Origin of the sequence: Vibrio sp. 1731, assembly GCF_033339955.1 — a bacterium.
Taxonomy (GTDB): Bacteria; Pseudomonadota; Gammaproteobacteria; order Enterobacterales; family Vibrionaceae; genus Vibrio; species Vibrio alginolyticus.
On record NZ_JAWOVO010000012.1, the window covers coordinates 133,724 to 150,446 of the forward strand.

The following is a 16,723-nucleotide window of genomic DNA, read 5'->3' on the forward strand; positions in this document are numbered from 1 at the left end:
CAGGGTGTAAGCAAAACTTTACTACTGAGCGAAAGTCAAAATGAAGCATAATTTAACAATTTGTTTACACTTATTGTATCTGGCTATACCACGATTTAGTTAGAGGGTTAGATACAGAAAAGCCTTTCTCTGTATCTTGCGGTGAAATAATCGCAGCGATGTTATCGACAAATAGTTTAAGGGACGAACAGATGCCTACCGCTATCGAAAGCACACGCAACCTTAGGTATGGCCTTTGCGCTGATATCAGAGTTTGAGTACCCATACAAACTCTGGTTTTGTATGAACAGCTGCAGTCCAAAAGACCCGCAGCGTCAAAAGGAGCTTGAGATGAACGTTCAGGCATTACCCATGCATCGGTTTATCGACCATCGTGGGGACCTCGTCGGCCAACTACCCAACTGGGCTGACACTGAAACATTGGTCGGGTTTTACCGAGACATGGTATTAACTCGCACTTACGACAACAAAGCAGTTGCCTTGCAACGCACCGGTAAGCTAGGGACCTATCCCTCACACTTAGGCGCGGAAGCCATAGGCATTGCGGTCGGCAGAGCACTTAAAGCCGATGATGTGTTTGTCCCTTACTACCGCGATATGCCTGCGATGTGGTGTCGTGGCATTGGCATGGAAAAGAACCTTCAATACTGGGGTGGCGATGAGCGCGGGAGTGATTTTGCTCCTGAAGGCAGTCCGGTTCCTAGCCGAGACCTTCCCTACTGTGTACCCATAGCGACGCAATGTACGCATGCTGTCGGGGTGGCTTCCGCGCTAAAAATTCAAGGTAACCATGAAGCTGCGCTAGTCATGTGTGGCGATGGTGGTACATCCAAAGGGGACTTTCTTGAGTCAATAAACTGCGCAGGTACTTGGAATATTCCACTTGTTTTCGTCGTAAACAATAACCAGTGGGCAATTTCAGTGCCGCGTAGTCTCCAATGTGCCGCCGATTTCTTATCAGAAAAAGCGCAAGGTGCAGGTATACCGGGTATTACTGTCGATGGTAACGATGTCGTCGCCGTTTATGATGCAACTAAAACCGCCCTTGAGAGAGCAAGAAAAGGGAAAGGCGCAACACTCATCGAAGCGGTGAGTTACCGACTGAGTGACCACACTACGGCCGATGATGCGACTCGTTATCGTAAAGAAGATGATGTTCAAACTGCATGGCAATACGAACCTATCGCACGTCTTAAAACGTACCTCCTTAATCAAGGCGCTTGGAGCGACGAACAAGAACAGCAATGGCTAGATTACTGTAAAGAGCAAGTAGAGTTAGCTGTTGAACGCTATCTGAGCTTACCGCCACAAGCACCAGAAACCGGTTTCGATTATTTGTATGAATCGCTACCTCAAGAGCTTCATGCACAAAGAGATGAACTCATCAACAAGGCAATGAGAATGCAGGGAGGCAGACATGGCTGAGCTAACGTTGGTTGAAGCAGTAAACCTTGCCCTGCACCACGAAATGCAACAAGACCCCAATGTTGTCGTATTAGGTGAAGACGTGGGCGATAATGGTGGTGTATTTCGTGCCACTGTCGGACTCAAGCAAGAGTTTGGTCTTAAACGAGTCATCGATACGCCACTCGCTGAAGCCTTAATCGGCGGGGTTGCGGTCGGTATGGCAACGCAAGGATTACGACCTGTCGCCGAATTTCAGTTTCAAGGTTTCGTTTTTCCTGCGATGGAGCACTTAATGTGCCACGCGGCTCGAATGCGTAACAGAACTCGCGGTCGGCTCACTTGTCCCGCGGTTTTCCGTGCGCCATTTGGCGGCGGTATCCACGCTCCGGAACACCACTCAGAAAGCGTGGAAGCGTTATTTGCTCACACTGCTGGATTTAAAGTGGTGATTCCTTCTTCTCCACAACGCGCATACGGCTTACTTCTCGCTGCAATTAGAAGCAATGATCCCGTCATGTTCTTCGAACCGAAGCGCATATATCGCACCGTTAAATCTGAAGTCGTTGATAACGGCGAAGCACTCCCACTCGACACCTGCTTCACCTTACGCAAGGGGCGAGATATCACGCTCGTTACTTGGGGCGCATGCGTCGTAGAGTCACTTCAGGCCGCGCAAACCTTGTCTAGTCAGGGAATTGAAGTCGAGGTGATTGATTTGGCGAGTATTAAGCCAATTGATACCGCGACGATTTTCAGCTCACTAGAAAAAACTGGACGTTTACTCGTTGTTCATGAAGCGAGTAAAACTTGTGGTGTGGGATCTGAGCTATTAGCTCGAACCGCTGAACACGCCATGTGCTTACTTAAAGCCCCACCTAAACGAGTAACTGGAATGGACACCATTATGCCTTATTACCGTAACGAAGATTATTTCATGGTTCAGAAAGAAGACATTGTGACCGCAGCGCGCGAACTCGTGGAGGATTGGAAATGAAGACGTTTAACTTACCCGATCTCGGCGAAGGCCTCGCTGAATCAGAAATTGTAAAATGGCACGTTAATGTCGGTGACATGGTTAAATTAGATCAAGTGATCTTAACCGTAGAGACAGCAAAAGCGACGGTCGACGTCCCTGCCCCCTATTCGGGCCGTGTGGTCAGCCGTCATGGTGAGGAAGGTGAAATCGTCAATATTGGTGCATTACTGCTAGAGATTGATGAAACAGGTGCCGGGAGAGAAGTAACGGCAGAGAAAAAAGCCACTGCTGACGCCGCAACCGTCGTCGGTAGCGTTTCTCACCAAGCGCATCATGTTAACGTTGATGATTTCTGGATTGGTGGCAACCACAACACGACAGAAAGTAACCTCGTTACCGCCCTGCCTTCGGCTCGCTTGTTGGCACAAAAACTTGGGGTAGATCTTAACCTTGTGTCAGGTAGTGGCCCGAACGGACTTATCGTAGATGCCGATATTTACGACGAAGCCGGAAAACAGCGTCCAGGCACCGAAGTTTTGAAAGGCGCTCGACGTACCATGGTATCGTCTATGACCGAATCGCACGAACATGTTGCTGCCGTAACCATTACGGAAGAAGCATTGTTGGAAGATTGGCTGCCAAACGAAGATATCAGTATCCGCCTTGTTCAAGCGATTGTTCATGCGTGTCAAGAAGAGCCCGCTTTAAACGCTTGGTTTGATGCCGAAACCATGACACGCTGTGTACACACAACGGTCAATGTAGGAATTGCAGTAGATAGCCGTCATGGATTGTACGTGCCAGTCTTGCGCCACGCAGATGAATACGAGCCACAAGATGTTCGTCGTTGGCTCGATCAAACCGTTGAAGGGATCAGAGAGAGAAAAATCGGTCGTGAGCAATTGCAACACGCGACGATTACGCTTTCCAACTTCGGCGCGATTGCCGGTATTTACGCGACACCTGTCGTCACACCGCCACAAGTCGCTATTGTCGGCGCGGGCCGAATACTCGACCGAGTTGTGATAAGAAATGGTCAAGCAATTTCGGTGAAAGCAATGCCGCTATCCGTAACGTTTGATCATCGCGCTTGTACTGGTGGTGAAGCTGCAAGGTTTACAAAAGTACTTGCAGAGCACCTGCAACGTCCGAGCGAAAAGTAACTTATAAAAATCAAATGATAAAGGCTTCCAGTCCGGAAGCCTTTTGTTTTAGGAAGCAAGACTATATCTACAGCTTCTCTAACAGCTCAGGCATTACCACAAACAAATCGTCGACCAATCCATAATCTGCAATGTCAAAAATAGGCGCATCAGGGTCGCTATTAATTGCAACAATCACCTTGGAATCTTTCATTCCCGCCAAATGCTGGATCGCGCCAGAAATTCCGACGGCAATGTATAACTCCGGTGCAACAATTTTGCCGGTTTGCCCAACTTGATGGTCATTAGACACATAGCCCGCATCGACCGCCGCTCGTGACGCCCCTACCGCTCCACCTAGCTTGTCAGCCAATTGTTCTACTAAAACAAACTTCTCTTTACTCCCGAATGCACGACCACCCGACACTACTACTCTAGCCGCTGGCAATTCTGGTCGCTCACTTTCTGGCGTTTGTTGCGAAACAAACTCACTAAGTTTATTGATAATCACCGTGTCGACTTGAGTAAGCTTAGGGACAACTGGCGTGTCAGATAGCTCTGCGGCATCAAAAGCCGTACTTCTTATGGTCATCACTTTATAGGGATCATTCGACGTGACTCTCGCCAATGCATTTCCAGCATAAATTGGACGAATCACCGTATCGATAGACTCGATTGTCATCACGTCAGAAAGTTGACCAACATTAAGCAACGCCGCCACACGAGGCATCACATTCTTACCAAAGGTACTGGCAGGAGAAAGAATGTGTGAGTAGTTTTTGGCTACTTGTGAGATCAAAGGTGCGATATTTTCCGCTAATCCATGTTCATATCCCTTCGCATCAACCCAGATAATTTCTGCAACACCTTGAACACAATTCAACTCATCCAAAACTGATTGGCACTGATAACCAATAAGCAACACAGAAACAGGAAGCGATTTATCATCATCCTTAATCTCAAATGCCGCTTTAATTGCACACAGCGTCCCTACAGCCAACGATTGGTTGTCATGCTCTGCGAGCACAAGTGTTGCTAATGGTCGGTCTTCCATGGTCATGCCTCATATAACACGTCAGATCCATTACTTGAGCTTAGTCCACTTCACGTTAACGTCAACTGAGCTATAGTTTTCTGTATAGAAACCAAAACCTGTCACGCAGATGACGATAATAGAAAGGAAGCATAAAGATGGAACGAGAATGCATGGAGTTTGATGTCGTGATCGTGGGGGCCGGACCCGCAGGCTTAAGCGCCGCTTGTCGGCTAGCTCAACTCAACCAAGACAGTGAAGGTGACGCACTTTCAATTTGCGTTGTAGAAAAAGGCTCAGAAGTGGGCGCACATATTTTATCTGGCGCTGTTTTTGAAACTAGTGCCTTAGATGAGCTTTTCCCCGACTGGAAAGAAATGGAGGCCCCGCTAGCAGCCTCGGTTCAACGAGATAATTTCCTTTATCTTACTACTGAACAAAACCATATTCGAGTTCCTCACATCCTTACACCGCGTCCAATGATAAATGGCGAGAATAATTACGTAATTAGCCTTGCCAACCTTTGCCGTTGGCTCGCTAACCAAGCAGAAAATCTTGGGGTGGAAGTTTTTCCGGGCTTTGCCGCTGCAAGCATCAATTATGATCAGACTGGCGCCGTGACAGGCATTAACACGAGCGATATGGGACTAGATAAGAACGGCCAGGCCAAACCTAACTTTGAACCAGGTATCGAGCTAAGGGCAAAATACACCCTTTTTGCTGAAGGTTGTCGCGGACATCTGGGTAAAGAACTTATTCAAAGGTTCGACCTAGACGCAGGAAAGCAACCACAGCACTACGCGCTTGGCCTAAAAGAGATATGGGAGTTACCCACTGACAGTAAGGATGTATCTGGCAGTGTTATCCACTCCGCTGGCTGGCCCTTGAGTGAAACAAATACCACAGGCGGCGGTTTTCTCTATCACATGGAGAACAACCAAATCGCCGTCGGGCTTATTGTCGACTTGAATTACAGCAATCCTTACTTGAGTCCGTTTGACGAATTTCAACGCTTTAAGCACCATCCTGCTATTGAACCACATTTGAAAGGTGCTCAGCGCATCGCTTACGGCGCAAGAGCCATTGCGAAAGGTGGACTTTCCTCTCTGCCGAGACAGCAATTCCCTGGCGGTTTATTGATTGGTTGTGATGCGGGGACTTTGAACGTCGCAAAAATTAAAGGCAGCCACACAGCAATGAAGTCCGGAATCATTGCAGCAGAAGCGGTACATACGGCCCGACAAACTGGAGCTTCTGAGCCAGACTACCAGTCGTTGTTTGAATCATCATGGTTGTATGACGAACTCGCTGAAACGCGTAACTTTGGTGCGAACATTCATAAGTTTGGCAGCATACTGGGCGGTGCTCTTTCGACTTTTGAACACAACCTGTGGCAACCACTGGTTAAGAGGCCGTTACCTTGGTCTATCAAGGACTATTCGCACGATCATGAGCAGTTAAAACCTAAACAAGAGTGCCACCCAATTGCATACCCAAAACCAGATGGTGAAATCAGTTTTGATAAGCCTTCGTCGGTATTTTTGTCGGGAACACAGCACGAAGAGAATCAACCTTGTCACCTGGTTCTGACTTACCCTCACATTCCAATTGATTTGAATTTAGGTATGTATGACGAACCAAGTCAGCGCTATTGCCCCGCTGGGGTTTACGAAGTGGTGGAAGTGAACAATAAGTTGAAGTTTCAGATAAATGCCGCCAACTGTGTGCATTGCAAAACCTGTGACATCAAAGATCCTTCGCAAAACATCACGTGGAAAGCACCAGAAGGTGGCGGCGGACCAAGCTATCAAAACATGTAGATACGTTAGTATGTTGACGATCTAACAAATGGATAAACAAACCGATTGGCAGAGCCTCATTACTCCTGCCAATCGGCAAAATGATCAAGCAGGAAATCGATAGCCAATCGTGCTCGTAGTGGCAAAAAGTGACGATTCTGATACACAATCCAGCTGCTGTTACCACTTCCCCAATAGGGCTCTAGGATTGGCGCCAAACGACCAGACGAAATAGCATCGTTGAAACTGCTCTTCGGTAAGTACGCCACACCTAATCCTTCTGCACAGGCTTGCAAGACCGTGTGTGCGTTATTGCTCTTCCATCTGCCCTGCACTTTTACGCCATCTAAAGGCTTGCCGTCTTTTTCAAACAACCAAACGTCTTTGTTGGCAATAATGCAGCTATGACGCTTGAGTTGCTCGGGGTGCGTTGGCAAACCATGTTCATCGAGATAACGCTGACTGGCTGCCGCTGCCATGGGACGATCCACCAGCTTTCTCGCAACCAAACCTGAATCACTCAACCTACCGTAACGAATGGCAAAATCGAAACCATCTTCAATAAAGTTAACCATGCTGGTATTGAAGTTGATCTCTACCGTGAGATTAGGATGTTGCTTGGCAAATGCCATCAAGGCAGGCGCTACATGGTTTTCAGAAAACGCACCAGCGGCGCTCACGCGTAACGTACCACTCAGTTGAGTTTGCTGCGTGGTGAGCTGTTCATTGGCTTGCTGAAGGCCAATCACCAACTCTTTACACTGCTGATAATACGCTTGCCCTGCTTCCGTTAGACTCACCATTCTTGTCGAACGTGCTAACAAGGCGACACCTAATCGCTCTTCTAATCTTGTGACTTGACGACTGACATGACTGGTACTGCAACCTAACTGTTTTGCCGCTGCAGAAAAACCTAAGCTCTCAGCAGCCGTAACAAACTCATTGATACCTTCAAAACTGTCCATACTTACCTTTGCTATATAGCAATAATGTTTTGCCAATTAATCGTATTATCACTTATTTGTTTAGCAATTAGTATGAAGGTGTTCAACAAATACACGTAAGCCAAAAAGGAAACCATCATGAAGAAAGTACTCATCATTGTGACGAACCATGCGACCCTAGGTGAAACTGACCAAGCAAACGGAACTTACGCGCCAGAGCTCACTCATGCCCTTAGCGAACTGCTGGGTGCAGGCTTCGATTACGACATTGCCTCTATCAAAGGCGGGCAAGCACCACTGTACGGAACCGACATCGAAGGCGACGCAGTCAACGAGAAAATCTTAGCGGATGATGATTTCCAGAACCGCATCAACAACACGATTCCAGTGTCACAAATCAACGGTGACAACTATGATGCGATCTTCTATCCGGGTGGTTTTGGTCTTCTTTCAGACCTAGCGAGCAACGAAGATTTTGCCAAGATTTCTGCAAAACACTATGAAGATGGCGGTATTGTTGCAGCAGTTTGTCACGGTCCGGGCGCTCTTCTACCTATCACGCTTAGCAATGGCGAAAAGCTACTTTCGTCTAAATCAGTAACAGGCTTCACTCGTGAAGAAGAGATCGACTTCGGCACCATCAACGATATCCCATTCCTATTGGAAGAATCTCTTGCACGCAGCGCAGCGCGCTACTCTAAAGTGCAACCATGGCAAGAGTTTGTAATTGTGGATGATCGTGTCATCACAGGTCAAAACCCAACGAGCGCACACGGCGTAGGCAGAGCGATTGTTGAACACCTAGCTTAAACGCGCCGGAAACTACAACTATCCTAGAAGAGGAAAGCGTGCTTTGTCATGCTTTCCCTTGCTACAGGCGATCGCAAGATGCGCTTATACTTCTTCCCCTGCCTCGTCCTCTTCTACGATATCCGTTTCTTGGCTCGCCTCTTCCAACCATTGCTGTAAAGATTCACTTGCTAGCACCTTCTGTTGGTAAGCTTTGGCACCTTCCGATAACTCGATACCGTAAGTTTGGAAACGCAATGCCACAGGTGCATACATAGCATCAGCTATCGACCATTCTCCAAATAGCCAACCGTTGGGATACAGTTTGGCTTGCTCAGCCCAAATGGCATCAATACGCGCAATACCCTTACGCGCACCATCCGTTAGATCGACTTTTCTGCGTGCGCGGATGTTCATTGGGAGTTCGCTTCTTAAGTTAAAGAAACCCGAATGCATTTCTGATGCGATGGCGCGTGCTTTAGCCCGTTCTGCAGACTTACTTGGCCATGCTTTGCCTTGTAAGTATTGCTCGTTAACGTATTCCAAAATCGCTAATGAATCCCACACTGTTGCGTCACCATCCACTAAGGTAGGGACTTTCGCGGTTGGTGTAATATCTTCCAAGGTCTTATAAAAATCTTCTGTGAATAATTTGAGCTTGGTGACTTTCACATCCAGTTTGAATTGAGAAAAGATCAGCCATGCGCGAAGTGACCAGCTTGAGTAGTTTTGATTAGCAATAAACAGTTTCATGACGCCTCCATGCGGTTCGTGTTTTGAGTACCCATTCACAATATCTGATTGTATTTAAGGGGACTAACGGATAGTTTTGATGGAACACTTCAACAAAAACGATGGATGAGTTTTAGATATGGATATCGATGCGTTACGCAGCTTTCTGGCTTTTGTCGAAACGGGAAGTTTCACTCGTGCAGCCAAGCAGATCAATCGCACCCAATCCGCGTTCAGTGCGCAAATGCGTAAGCTAGAAGACGAACTCAGCGTCAGTTTGTTTGAAAAAGAAGGTCGCAATCTTGTCTTAAGTGAAGCGGGATTAGCACTACGCTCTCACGCAGAGCAATTGGTTAGCTTGCACAATCAAGCACTGAAACAAGTGAAACGTTATGAAAATAAGCGTCCTCTTCGCTTAGGTTGCCCAGAAGACTACAACGACAATATCTTGCCTAAAGTCATCCGCGTATTACAGCAATCTGAGCCCACATGTTCGATTCAGGTCTTTAGTGAGCCGAGCATCACCTTGAGAGAAAAACTTGATGAAGGAAAGCTAGACGCCGCTATTGTGACAAGAGCACCGGACAGTGAGGAAGGTTACTGGCTAGCAAGCGACAAAGGCGTGTGGATTGCTCATCCTGATTTTGACATTGAGAACGCCCAACCTCTCCCTCTCGCCCTATTCCAAACCGACTGTAAATACCATGCGGCAGCAGTAGACGGATTAACCAAACGTGGCACTCCTTATCAACTACTGGCATGTTGCAATACGGCTTCTGCACAACGAGCAATTGTACGTTCAGGCATGGCTATCGGTGCGATGGGCAGTATTAGCGTTAGCGAGGATCTTAAGATCTTAGACGATATGCCATCGCTACCTTCCGTGGATATCGTTTTGGTCACGGGCGTCGAGCCTCATCCGACACTGGATAAAGAATGCTTGGCGCAATTGGTTGAATTAATGGCTTAACCGGATTAGCTAGCCAATCACAAAGTTAAATTGGCCCGTTAACCGCCCGTCGATTCGTATAGTTTCAAACTGCAGATAATCACGGGCTTTGCCTCCCCACCATTCATCGCCAGTATTGCCTTTCAAGTACAACTGAGTGGTCAGAAGTTCTTGATTATCTCGCAACAACTTAACGTGAATGTGCGGTGGGCGAGAAGCATAAGGTACAGGGTACAAGGTCTGAAACAAGTAGTGACCATCCGATTGAGTTAAAACTGCACCAAAGCCAGCAAAGTGCGCATCAAACTTATCGTTATTTGGTTGCTTAGGATGATCGTAAATCCCCTGCCCATCGCATTGCCAGATTTCTACTTTGATGCCTGAGACAGGGTTTCCCGATGTATCTACGACTTTACCTTGCAACACGATAGCTTCACCGACCAAACCTTCTGATTGCAGAATCAAGTTTTGACGAAGAGGAATGTCCACTACTGGATAAAATGGCCCTTCAGTTTGTGCTGGCGTTGGCCGCATTGGTGTTTTCGCTTTTAATGAGGGTGCGAACAACAATGTCCACAGCGCTAAAAAGTGTCTTCTTTCCATGGTGCCACCAATACAATTGCGTTGAATTAAGTTTGGGAGAACTTGAGGAATTTGCCATGACGAATATAAAAAATGCCCCTGCAAGAGAGCCATTCGCAGAGGCACTGTGGAACTAAATGATGAGTGTTGATTGAAGGATTATGCGGCTTCGAACGCCAATGCTTTCTTCTCTACCTGACGGAAAATGAGAGTTAGCACACCATTTACCGTTAAATAAAATGCGCCTGCAATACCAAATACCGTCAACGTATCGTAGGTTTGTGCGTTAATGCGCTGCGCGTAACCCATCAGATCCATGATCGTAATCGTGCTTGCTAGTGACGTGCCTTTGAAGACCAAAATCACTTCGTTCGAGTAAGCCGGAACAGCACGGCGAATAGCGTATGGCAGAAGCACTTTCAGTGTTGCGGTTTTGTTCATGCCTAATGCACGACACGCTTGCCATTGACCGGAAGGAATCGCGTTAAACGCTCCTTTGAACAACTGAGTGCTGTATGCAGCGGTATTTAGTGCTAGTGCTAACATCGCACAGAACCAAGGTTGGCTTAACCATGTCCAAAATACACTTTCTCTTACAGCATCAAACTGACCCGGACCGTAGTACACCAAGAAGATCTGCACCAATAAAGGCGTACCAGTAAACAAGGTGATGATGCCACGACTTAACCAATGCAAACCCGGAGTACGTAGGATCAGAGTCAGCGTCATCATCAAAGCTAAGAGGCAGCCCACAACCAAGGAAGCAGCGGTCAATTGGAGGCTAGTGCCTAAGCCATCCAGCATTTGCCAAACGTGTTGTTCGTTCATGCGGTCGCCTCCTGTCCCATGCTCATACCTTGAATTGAGAATTTCTTATCAATCAGTTTTACGGCACGTTGCGTAATCAAAGTAATGCCTAAGTAAATCGCCGCAGCGGTTGCGTACCATGTAAACGCTTCATGCGTCGCTGCAGATGTTAGCTGCGCTTGCTTCAACAAATCCGTTACGCCAATCAGTGATACAAGCGCGGTGTCTTTCAGCAGAACCAACCATTGGTTAGTTAAACCTGGTAGTGCATGTCTTACTGCTTGTGGTAAAACAATGCGAACGAAAGCGTGTGCTTGACTGATGCCGAGTGCACTTGCTGCTTCTCTCTGCCCTCTTCCAACGGCTTTTAATGCGCCACGTAGAGTTTGAGAAGCGTAGGAAGCGAAGATCAATGACAACGCCACCACGCCAGACAAGAACGGGCTAACTTCAATAAAGTCGCCGGTGATTAAAAACAGAACCTGCGTCGAACCAAAATAGATGAACAACACGACAAGGATTTCTGGCAAGCCACGTACAATCGTCACAAACGCCGTCATTGGCCATTTAACGAAAACGCGGCGAGACATTTCACCACTGGCGAATACCACTGCCAGAATCAAACCGACTAAAAGGCTTGTGAAGGCTAGCTGGACAGTCATCCAACTAGCTTGAACAAGCGATAAAGAGTAACCCGTTAGTGCCATATTACTTACCGAAGTACTTGTTGTAGATTACGTCGTATTCGCCGTTCGCTTTCACTGTTTTCAGTGCCGTGTTCAGCTTGTTCACTAGCTCGTCGTTACCTTTGTTTACTGCGATACCGAAACCGTTACCGAAGTATTTAGGGTTAGTAACGTGCTCGCCCACGTACGCTAGGTTATCTTCTTTCTTGAACCATTCTGCTACGACAGCTGTGTCACCGAATACAGAATCAATACGGCCATTCTTCATATCGATGAATGCGTCTTGGTAACTTGAGTAAGGAACCGCTGTTACGCCCGGCATTTGTTCAATCAGGTAGCTTTGGTGTGTTGAACCGTTTTGAACACCAACACGCTTACCTTCTAGTGCTTTTTGAACAGCCACTTTTTCTTTGATAGAAACAAACGCTGCTGAGTTGTCGTAGTAAGGGTCAGAAAAGTTCACTTGCTCCAAACGCGCGTCAGTAATATCCATTGCAGAGATAGCCGCATCGTAACGCTTGAATTTTAATGCAGGGATCAGGCTGTCAAAAGATTGGTTGTGGAAGGTACATTTGGCTTCCATTTCTTTACATAGTGCGTTCGCCAGATCCACGTCAAAACCTTGGATTTGGTTGTTTTCATCCATGTATTCGAATGGTGCGTACGTCGCTTCCATCGCGAATTTGATCTCTTCTTGTGCTGCTGCGTTTGCTGCCATAGTTGCAGAAGAAAGGCCGATTAGTGAAGCTAGTAGAATCTTTTTCATTGCAATACTCCGTGTGTACTTAGTGGGCTGACACTCGCAATGACAGCCGAGCTTATCTGTTAAATAGACTGAACTTTAAAAACGTAATTTAGTGATTTAGTGATTTAGGTAGTCAGCAAACTGGGCGGTTTGCGGATTAGAAAACGAATCATTTGTGCCGTGCTCGACGATGTGTCCTTTTTCTAGATACAGTACGTGGCTAGCGATTTTCTTAGCAAAATCGACCTCATGCGTTACTACGACTTGGGTGATGCCAGTTTCGCTTAAATCTTTAATAATCTTAACGACTTGGTTAGTAATTTCCGGATCAAGCGCTGCGGTCGGTTCATCAAAAAGCAAGACTTCCGGTTTCATCATCAATGCACGAGCAATCGCCACACGTTGTTGCTGACCACCAGAAAGCTGCATCGGCCATGCATCCGCTTTGTCTGCCAAATGCAGCGTTGCGAGAATTTGCATTGCTTGGTTCTTCGCTTCTTCTTTATCCATGCCAGATACTTTTACCGGAGCCTCAATCAGGTTCTCCATCACTGTCATGTGCGGCCATAAGTTGTACTGCTGGAACACCATGCCTACTTTACGACGAAGTGCTAAACCTTGTTTCTCTTTGATTTCAGTAGAGAAATCAAAAACATCATTTGCGATGTTTAGCTTGCCGTTATCCGCCCCTTCAAGAAGGTTAAGAACACGCAGTAGAGAGCTCTTACCTGCGCCACTTGGACCAAGTAACACCAGTGTTTCCCCGCTTTCACACTTAAAGCTGACATCGTGAAGCACTTGTGTCTCACCGTAGGATTTATTGATTCCGCTTACCTGAATAGTCATGCTGACATACCGCATTAATTGTCACTTGGTATTTATATTACTCAACTGGACTTTTTATGCAATAAAAATGTATAAAAATTTAATTTGTTAATTTTTTGTATGATCAGCTACCACCAAGACAGAGTATCTGACTGGTTTGAAGAGTTAGTTTTAACTGAATTTGTTGAAGAAAAATCCAACAACATGGTGACGACCGAAACAAGGTTAAAATGGTGGTTATTTTTGTGCTGACGTGTAGAGGAAGTTTTGAGTCTATGAGGATGATCTATTCCAAGTACACCCGCTCATTTTTGCACAGCATCCCCTGTTAGTTTTCCTGTAAAGTCCTCTATGGCAGGGTCCTGATTACGACTTCGCGAATGGACTATAATTTCTCTTTGTATCTGACTCTTAATTTGAGTCATCTAAGTATTAATGGGATAACTCCATGTTGAAGTCGCATTGTTTTTCTCTCGTTACACTCATTTCTTTGAGCTTGCTTTCTGTACCCAACGTTTGGAGTAGAACAGCAATCGTATTACCTGGGTTGCATGAACAGGGTATTGATCTTCAAGATAAGCCTATCTCTGCTGCCGCTGCACTTGAATGGGAGTTGGATAATGCCGATATCGTGTTTGGAGCTTACGAAAATAAGAGTGATAACGAGCGTGTAAAAGCGCTTGGTTACATGTACAACCAAAAGCTGGAACTTAACTCAGGTTGGCTGGAAAATGATATACGTAACCAAGCAGAACTGAATGGAGTTGACTACGAAGATTTCTTTCTCCACTTTTCTGAAGACACTATCCTAGCTGAAGTCGACTCAAGCCATGGCGAGAATACTCTACTCAATCGAAAACCGATGATCGTTGGCTATACCGCCAGCGCTGACCACGCCGGTTTTTGGCTATATCAACCACCGCCATGGGATGCTGATGTATTCGGTCAGGCGAATAATGGTGGTGCCCTCTATGTTTATCACTCAGAGAAGTTCGACCGCTTAACCTTTACGTTTTCTCAGTTTGCTCAGGGTGGCAGCTTTACGATTGAATACCCTCCTGCTATCGACTCGTTTGGTCAGGTAACTGAATGGAAAAGCTTCGCGATTAAAAAAGACAAAACTGAGAACATGACTAAAAACCAAACAGTAAGCTGGTCTGTTCCTTTGGATTGGGTTCGCGCTACAACGCATGATGGTAGCGGAAAAACTTATGGTGGCGGTCAGTACTTTGGCTCCACCTTTTTACGCGACGGCGGCCGCCTTTACGTTGCGAAAATTACTTGGCATGACGACAACATAGAAAACCGCCCACGTCTCGAAAACATTCAACTCAAAGATAGCTTCCCTGCCGTCAATATCTCAGGAGCACCAACGGAGACACCTGAAGGTCAAACCATTCAACGCTGGCGTAAAATTCGTGGCTTCGACAAATCTGCAGATCGAAACCAAGACAATTATCTTTCTTGGAATGAATACAAAAACCGTTCAAATAAGAATGCAACCGCACGATTTCGTTGGGAGTCACGCGTTATTCCATTTGGTCGTATGTGGAATCAAACCTCTTCTTGGGCATTGACCAATCTCGGCAATCCCTTTTTTGCCAATACAATGCGCCACTCTTACCAAGCTGAATGGGCGAAACAAGGTTTAAATGGTGCGTACAACGACGATACGAATAAGTTACTCGGTGCAAATCAGTTCTACATATATTCCGGAGGCACAGTGGATGAACTTGGTTTGGTGGCGGGTAGCCAAGCTGCTGACGATGCTTACAAAGCGCAATTCTCGGCGTTCTTGAATAAACTGGCAACGCTGGATGAAGATGCGTTAATTGGCCTCAACATAGGTACGGCAAACTTATTCGGTCGTAATGGGCAAAACCACTTGGTTAACGCTGGCTCCTTGTACTTGCGCGAGCACTACCTTTTCCCTGCTACCGGCTTTAGTGGCTATGCTGGCTTGACTAAATTTTGGGATAACTCTGCACTCGCCAAAGCTGGCCAGAAAGTGATTTATCAAGCGACCACGCGTTATGGTCGCGTTCAATACTTTGGTAACACAGAAAACAATTGGAAACAGGACCAATACTCTGCACTAGCGGTGTTCTACTTAAACTATCACCCTGAGCGCATTTACTTTAATCAGTGGAACAATGGCTACTTATATGGAAGTAATAACGCAACAAGTGACAACTTCTGGAAGGCAGGCGTACCAAAGAATATTGCTTATCAACCTAGCGCCTTGCTTGCCGTTGATTTGGGAGAGCCTGCCAATCAAATACCAGAGGGGTATCAGGCGACTCCGCTAATGATGTCCACCAGCACGCCCTATCCTGCCGATTACACGGTGATTGGAGATGCTTCTATGAGCAAAGTGGCTCATCCTGACTTGCCTAATGGCGCTATCGATTTGTTACCAACCCATACGTACTTTGCGTATCACTCAGACGATACGGTAGTGATGCATGGCCCTACAGAGATGGTGTTAGCCCGCGAGTTCACCAAAGGCCGAGTTCTGTATCGAACTGATTTCTTTGGTAAGAATATCGATTATTTCTCCTCACCGAAGATAACTATCGCACTTCCAGAGCCTATGCGACCTGTAGATCAAGACGGTAACATCGGCGACTATGTTTCTCATATTGAGATTGGCGGCTACGAAGGAGTGTTCTTGCTGTATTAACTCCCTTTCAACACGCCTCACCAAACGCTTCATAAATCACCGTTTTTATGCTTAACGTCACTGAAAAAAACTTGTTCACTGAATCTTTATAAACCGATGTATATACTGAAGTAAATGACAACGACAAGGAAATTCAGTCACATGAAGACGACACCTTCAATGCTCTCTGTTCTGCTGCTATCAGCATTATCTACTCATGCAAATGCAGACGAATGCGGAAAAATAACCATCGCAGACATGAATTGGAATTCGGCCAGCTTAATGGCGCACATCGACCAATTTGTCTTAAATGAAGGCTACCAGTGCGATGCGGAATTGATCCCTGGTGATAGCGTTCCTACAGGCACCTCTATGATTGAAAAGGGGCAACCTGACGTTGCGCCAGAGTTATGGACAAACGGCATTAAAGAAGCACTTGATAAAGGGATTGCGGATAAACGCTTGCGCATCGCTAGTGAATCGCTTGTCAATGGTGGTGAAGAAGGTTTTTGGGTTCCCGCCTATCTGGTAAAACAGTATCCAGAACTCGCGACGATAGAAGGCGTCATGTAGTGGCACACTGAATTTGGTCACTTAGTTAGAGGTGATATCATCACCTCATAAGTTAACAGGTGACATAATGAC

At 46.4% G+C, this 16,723-nt stretch carries 16 protein-coding genes and 1 pseudogene; 8 read left to right on the forward strand and 9 right to left on the reverse strand.

Translation table 11 applies throughout. From position 1 onward, the window contains the following. Positions 1-70: 70 nt before the first annotated feature. On the reverse strand, positions 71-265 hold the full coding sequence (locus R7035_RS15305) for a hypothetical protein (protein ID WP_152560954.1): 195 nt from the start codon (positions 263-265) through the stop codon (positions 71-73). Between the two features lie 65 nt (positions 266-330). Here R7035_RS15305 and pdhA point away from each other — a divergent pair, with 65 nt between their 5' ends. From pdhA to R7035_RS15320, 3 genes are read left to right on the forward strand one after another with little or no spacing between them, the layout of a single operon-like run. Beyond that, positions 331-1,425, forward strand: coding sequence for a pyruvate dehydrogenase (acetyl-transferring) E1 component subunit alpha (gene pdhA, locus R7035_RS15310; RefSeq protein WP_025998586.1), 1,095 nt, complete (start codon positions 331-333; stop codon positions 1,423-1,425). Next, on the forward strand, positions 1,418-2,401 hold the full coding sequence (locus R7035_RS15315) for an alpha-ketoacid dehydrogenase subunit beta (RefSeq protein WP_042521051.1): 984 nt from the start codon (positions 1,418-1,420) through the stop codon (positions 2,399-2,401). Before pdhA ends, R7035_RS15315 begins: the two co-directional genes overlap by 8 nt. Next, the gene (locus R7035_RS15320; RefSeq protein WP_005375831.1) at positions 2,398-3,546 is read left to right on the forward strand and encodes a dihydrolipoamide acetyltransferase family protein; all 1,149 of its coding nucleotides are present in this window, start codon (positions 2,398-2,400) and stop codon (positions 3,544-3,546) included. The genes R7035_RS15315 and R7035_RS15320 overlap by 4 nt, the downstream gene beginning before the upstream one ends. A 67-nt stretch (positions 3,547-3,613) precedes the next feature. On the opposite strand, the gene R7035_RS15325 is transcribed toward R7035_RS15320, so the two are convergent. Next, on the reverse strand, positions 3,614-4,579 hold the full coding sequence (locus R7035_RS15325; protein WP_017821214.1) for an electron transfer flavoprotein subunit alpha/FixB family protein: 966 nt from the start codon (positions 4,577-4,579) through the stop codon (positions 3,614-3,616). A 137-nt stretch (positions 4,580-4,716) separates the two neighbouring features. Between R7035_RS15325 and R7035_RS15330 the strand changes: the two genes are divergently transcribed. After that, positions 4,717-6,378 carry an electron transfer flavoprotein-ubiquinone oxidoreductase gene (locus R7035_RS15330; protein WP_318146187.1) on the forward strand — a complete coding sequence of 554 codons (1,662 nt, stop codon included), beginning with the start codon at positions 4,717-4,719 and terminating at the stop codon, positions 6,376-6,378. Between the two features lie 59 nt (positions 6,379-6,437). Here the strand turns inward: R7035_RS15330 and R7035_RS15335 are convergent, their stop codons facing one another. Beyond that, on the reverse strand, positions 6,438-7,322 hold the full coding sequence (locus R7035_RS15335; RefSeq protein WP_318146188.1) for a LysR family transcriptional regulator: 885 nt from the start codon (positions 7,320-7,322) through the stop codon (positions 6,438-6,440). Positions 7,323-7,439: 117 nt separating this feature from the next. On the opposite strand from R7035_RS15335, the gene R7035_RS15340 reads away from it, so the two are divergent. Beyond that, positions 7,440-8,111 carry a type 1 glutamine amidotransferase domain-containing protein gene (locus tag R7035_RS15340; protein ID WP_005375824.1) on the forward strand — a complete coding sequence of 224 codons (672 nt, stop codon included), beginning with the start codon at positions 7,440-7,442 and terminating at the stop codon, positions 8,109-8,111. A gap of 84 nt (positions 8,112-8,195) precedes the next feature. On the opposite strand, the gene R7035_RS15345 is transcribed toward R7035_RS15340, so the two are convergent. Further along, positions 8,196-8,843 carry a glutathione S-transferase family protein gene (locus R7035_RS15345; RefSeq protein ID WP_262651359.1) on the reverse strand — a complete coding sequence of 216 codons (648 nt, stop codon included), beginning with the start codon at positions 8,841-8,843 and terminating at the stop codon, positions 8,196-8,198. A gap of 118 nt (positions 8,844-8,961) precedes the next feature. Here R7035_RS15345 and R7035_RS15350 point away from each other — a divergent pair, with 118 nt between their 5' ends. After that, positions 8,962-9,792, forward strand: a complete 831-nt coding sequence (locus R7035_RS15350) for a LysR family transcriptional regulator (RefSeq protein ID WP_132936387.1) — start codon at positions 8,962-8,964, stop codon at positions 9,790-9,792. A gap of 9 nt (positions 9,793-9,801) precedes the next feature. Here R7035_RS15350 and R7035_RS15355 read toward each other — a convergent pair whose 3' ends face one another. The 5 genes from R7035_RS15355 to artP all read right to left on the reverse strand — a co-directional run bounded on the left by R7035_RS15355 (position 9,802) and on the right by artP (position 13,437). Continuing rightward, complete coding sequence (locus tag R7035_RS15355; RefSeq protein ID WP_132936386.1) at positions 9,802-10,374, reverse strand: protocatechuate 3,4-dioxygenase; 573 nt, start codon at positions 10,372-10,374, stop codon at positions 9,802-9,804. 138 nt (positions 10,375-10,512) lie between these two features. Beyond that, positions 10,513-11,181 (reverse strand): arginine ABC transporter permease ArtM, encoded by a 669-nt coding sequence (gene artM, locus R7035_RS15360; RefSeq protein WP_033906962.1) that lies wholly within the window; start codon positions 11,179-11,181, stop codon positions 10,513-10,515. Beyond that, complete coding sequence (gene artQ, locus R7035_RS15365) at positions 11,178-11,867, reverse strand: arginine ABC transporter permease ArtQ (RefSeq protein ID WP_005388570.1); 690 nt, start codon at positions 11,865-11,867, stop codon at positions 11,178-11,180. Before artQ ends, artM begins: the two co-directional genes overlap by 4 nt. A gap of 1 nt (position 11,868) precedes the next feature. Next, the gene (locus R7035_RS15370) at positions 11,869-12,612 is read right to left on the reverse strand and encodes an arginine ABC transporter substrate-binding protein (protein ID WP_132936385.1); all 744 of its coding nucleotides are present in this window, start codon (positions 12,610-12,612) and stop codon (positions 11,869-11,871) included. A 96-nt stretch (positions 12,613-12,708) separates the two neighbouring features. Continuing rightward, entirely contained in the window at positions 12,709-13,437 is a 729-nt protein-coding gene (gene artP, locus R7035_RS15375) for an arginine ABC transporter ATP-binding protein ArtP (RefSeq protein ID WP_104970792.1), read from the reverse strand. A 427-nt stretch (positions 13,438-13,864) separates the two neighbouring features. Here artP and R7035_RS15380 point away from each other — a divergent pair, with 427 nt between their 5' ends. Together R7035_RS15380 and R7035_RS15385 are read left to right on the forward strand one after the other, a co-directional pair. Next, the gene (locus R7035_RS15380) at positions 13,865-16,099 is read left to right on the forward strand and encodes a hypothetical protein (protein WP_132936384.1); all 2,235 of its coding nucleotides are present in this window, start codon (positions 13,865-13,867) and stop codon (positions 16,097-16,099) included. Positions 16,100-16,240: 141 nt separating this feature from the next. Then, positions 16,241-16,648, forward strand: a pseudogene (locus tag R7035_RS15385) (glycine betaine ABC transporter substrate-binding protein); the annotation flags it as partial. Positions 16,649-16,723 lie beyond the last annotated feature (75 nt).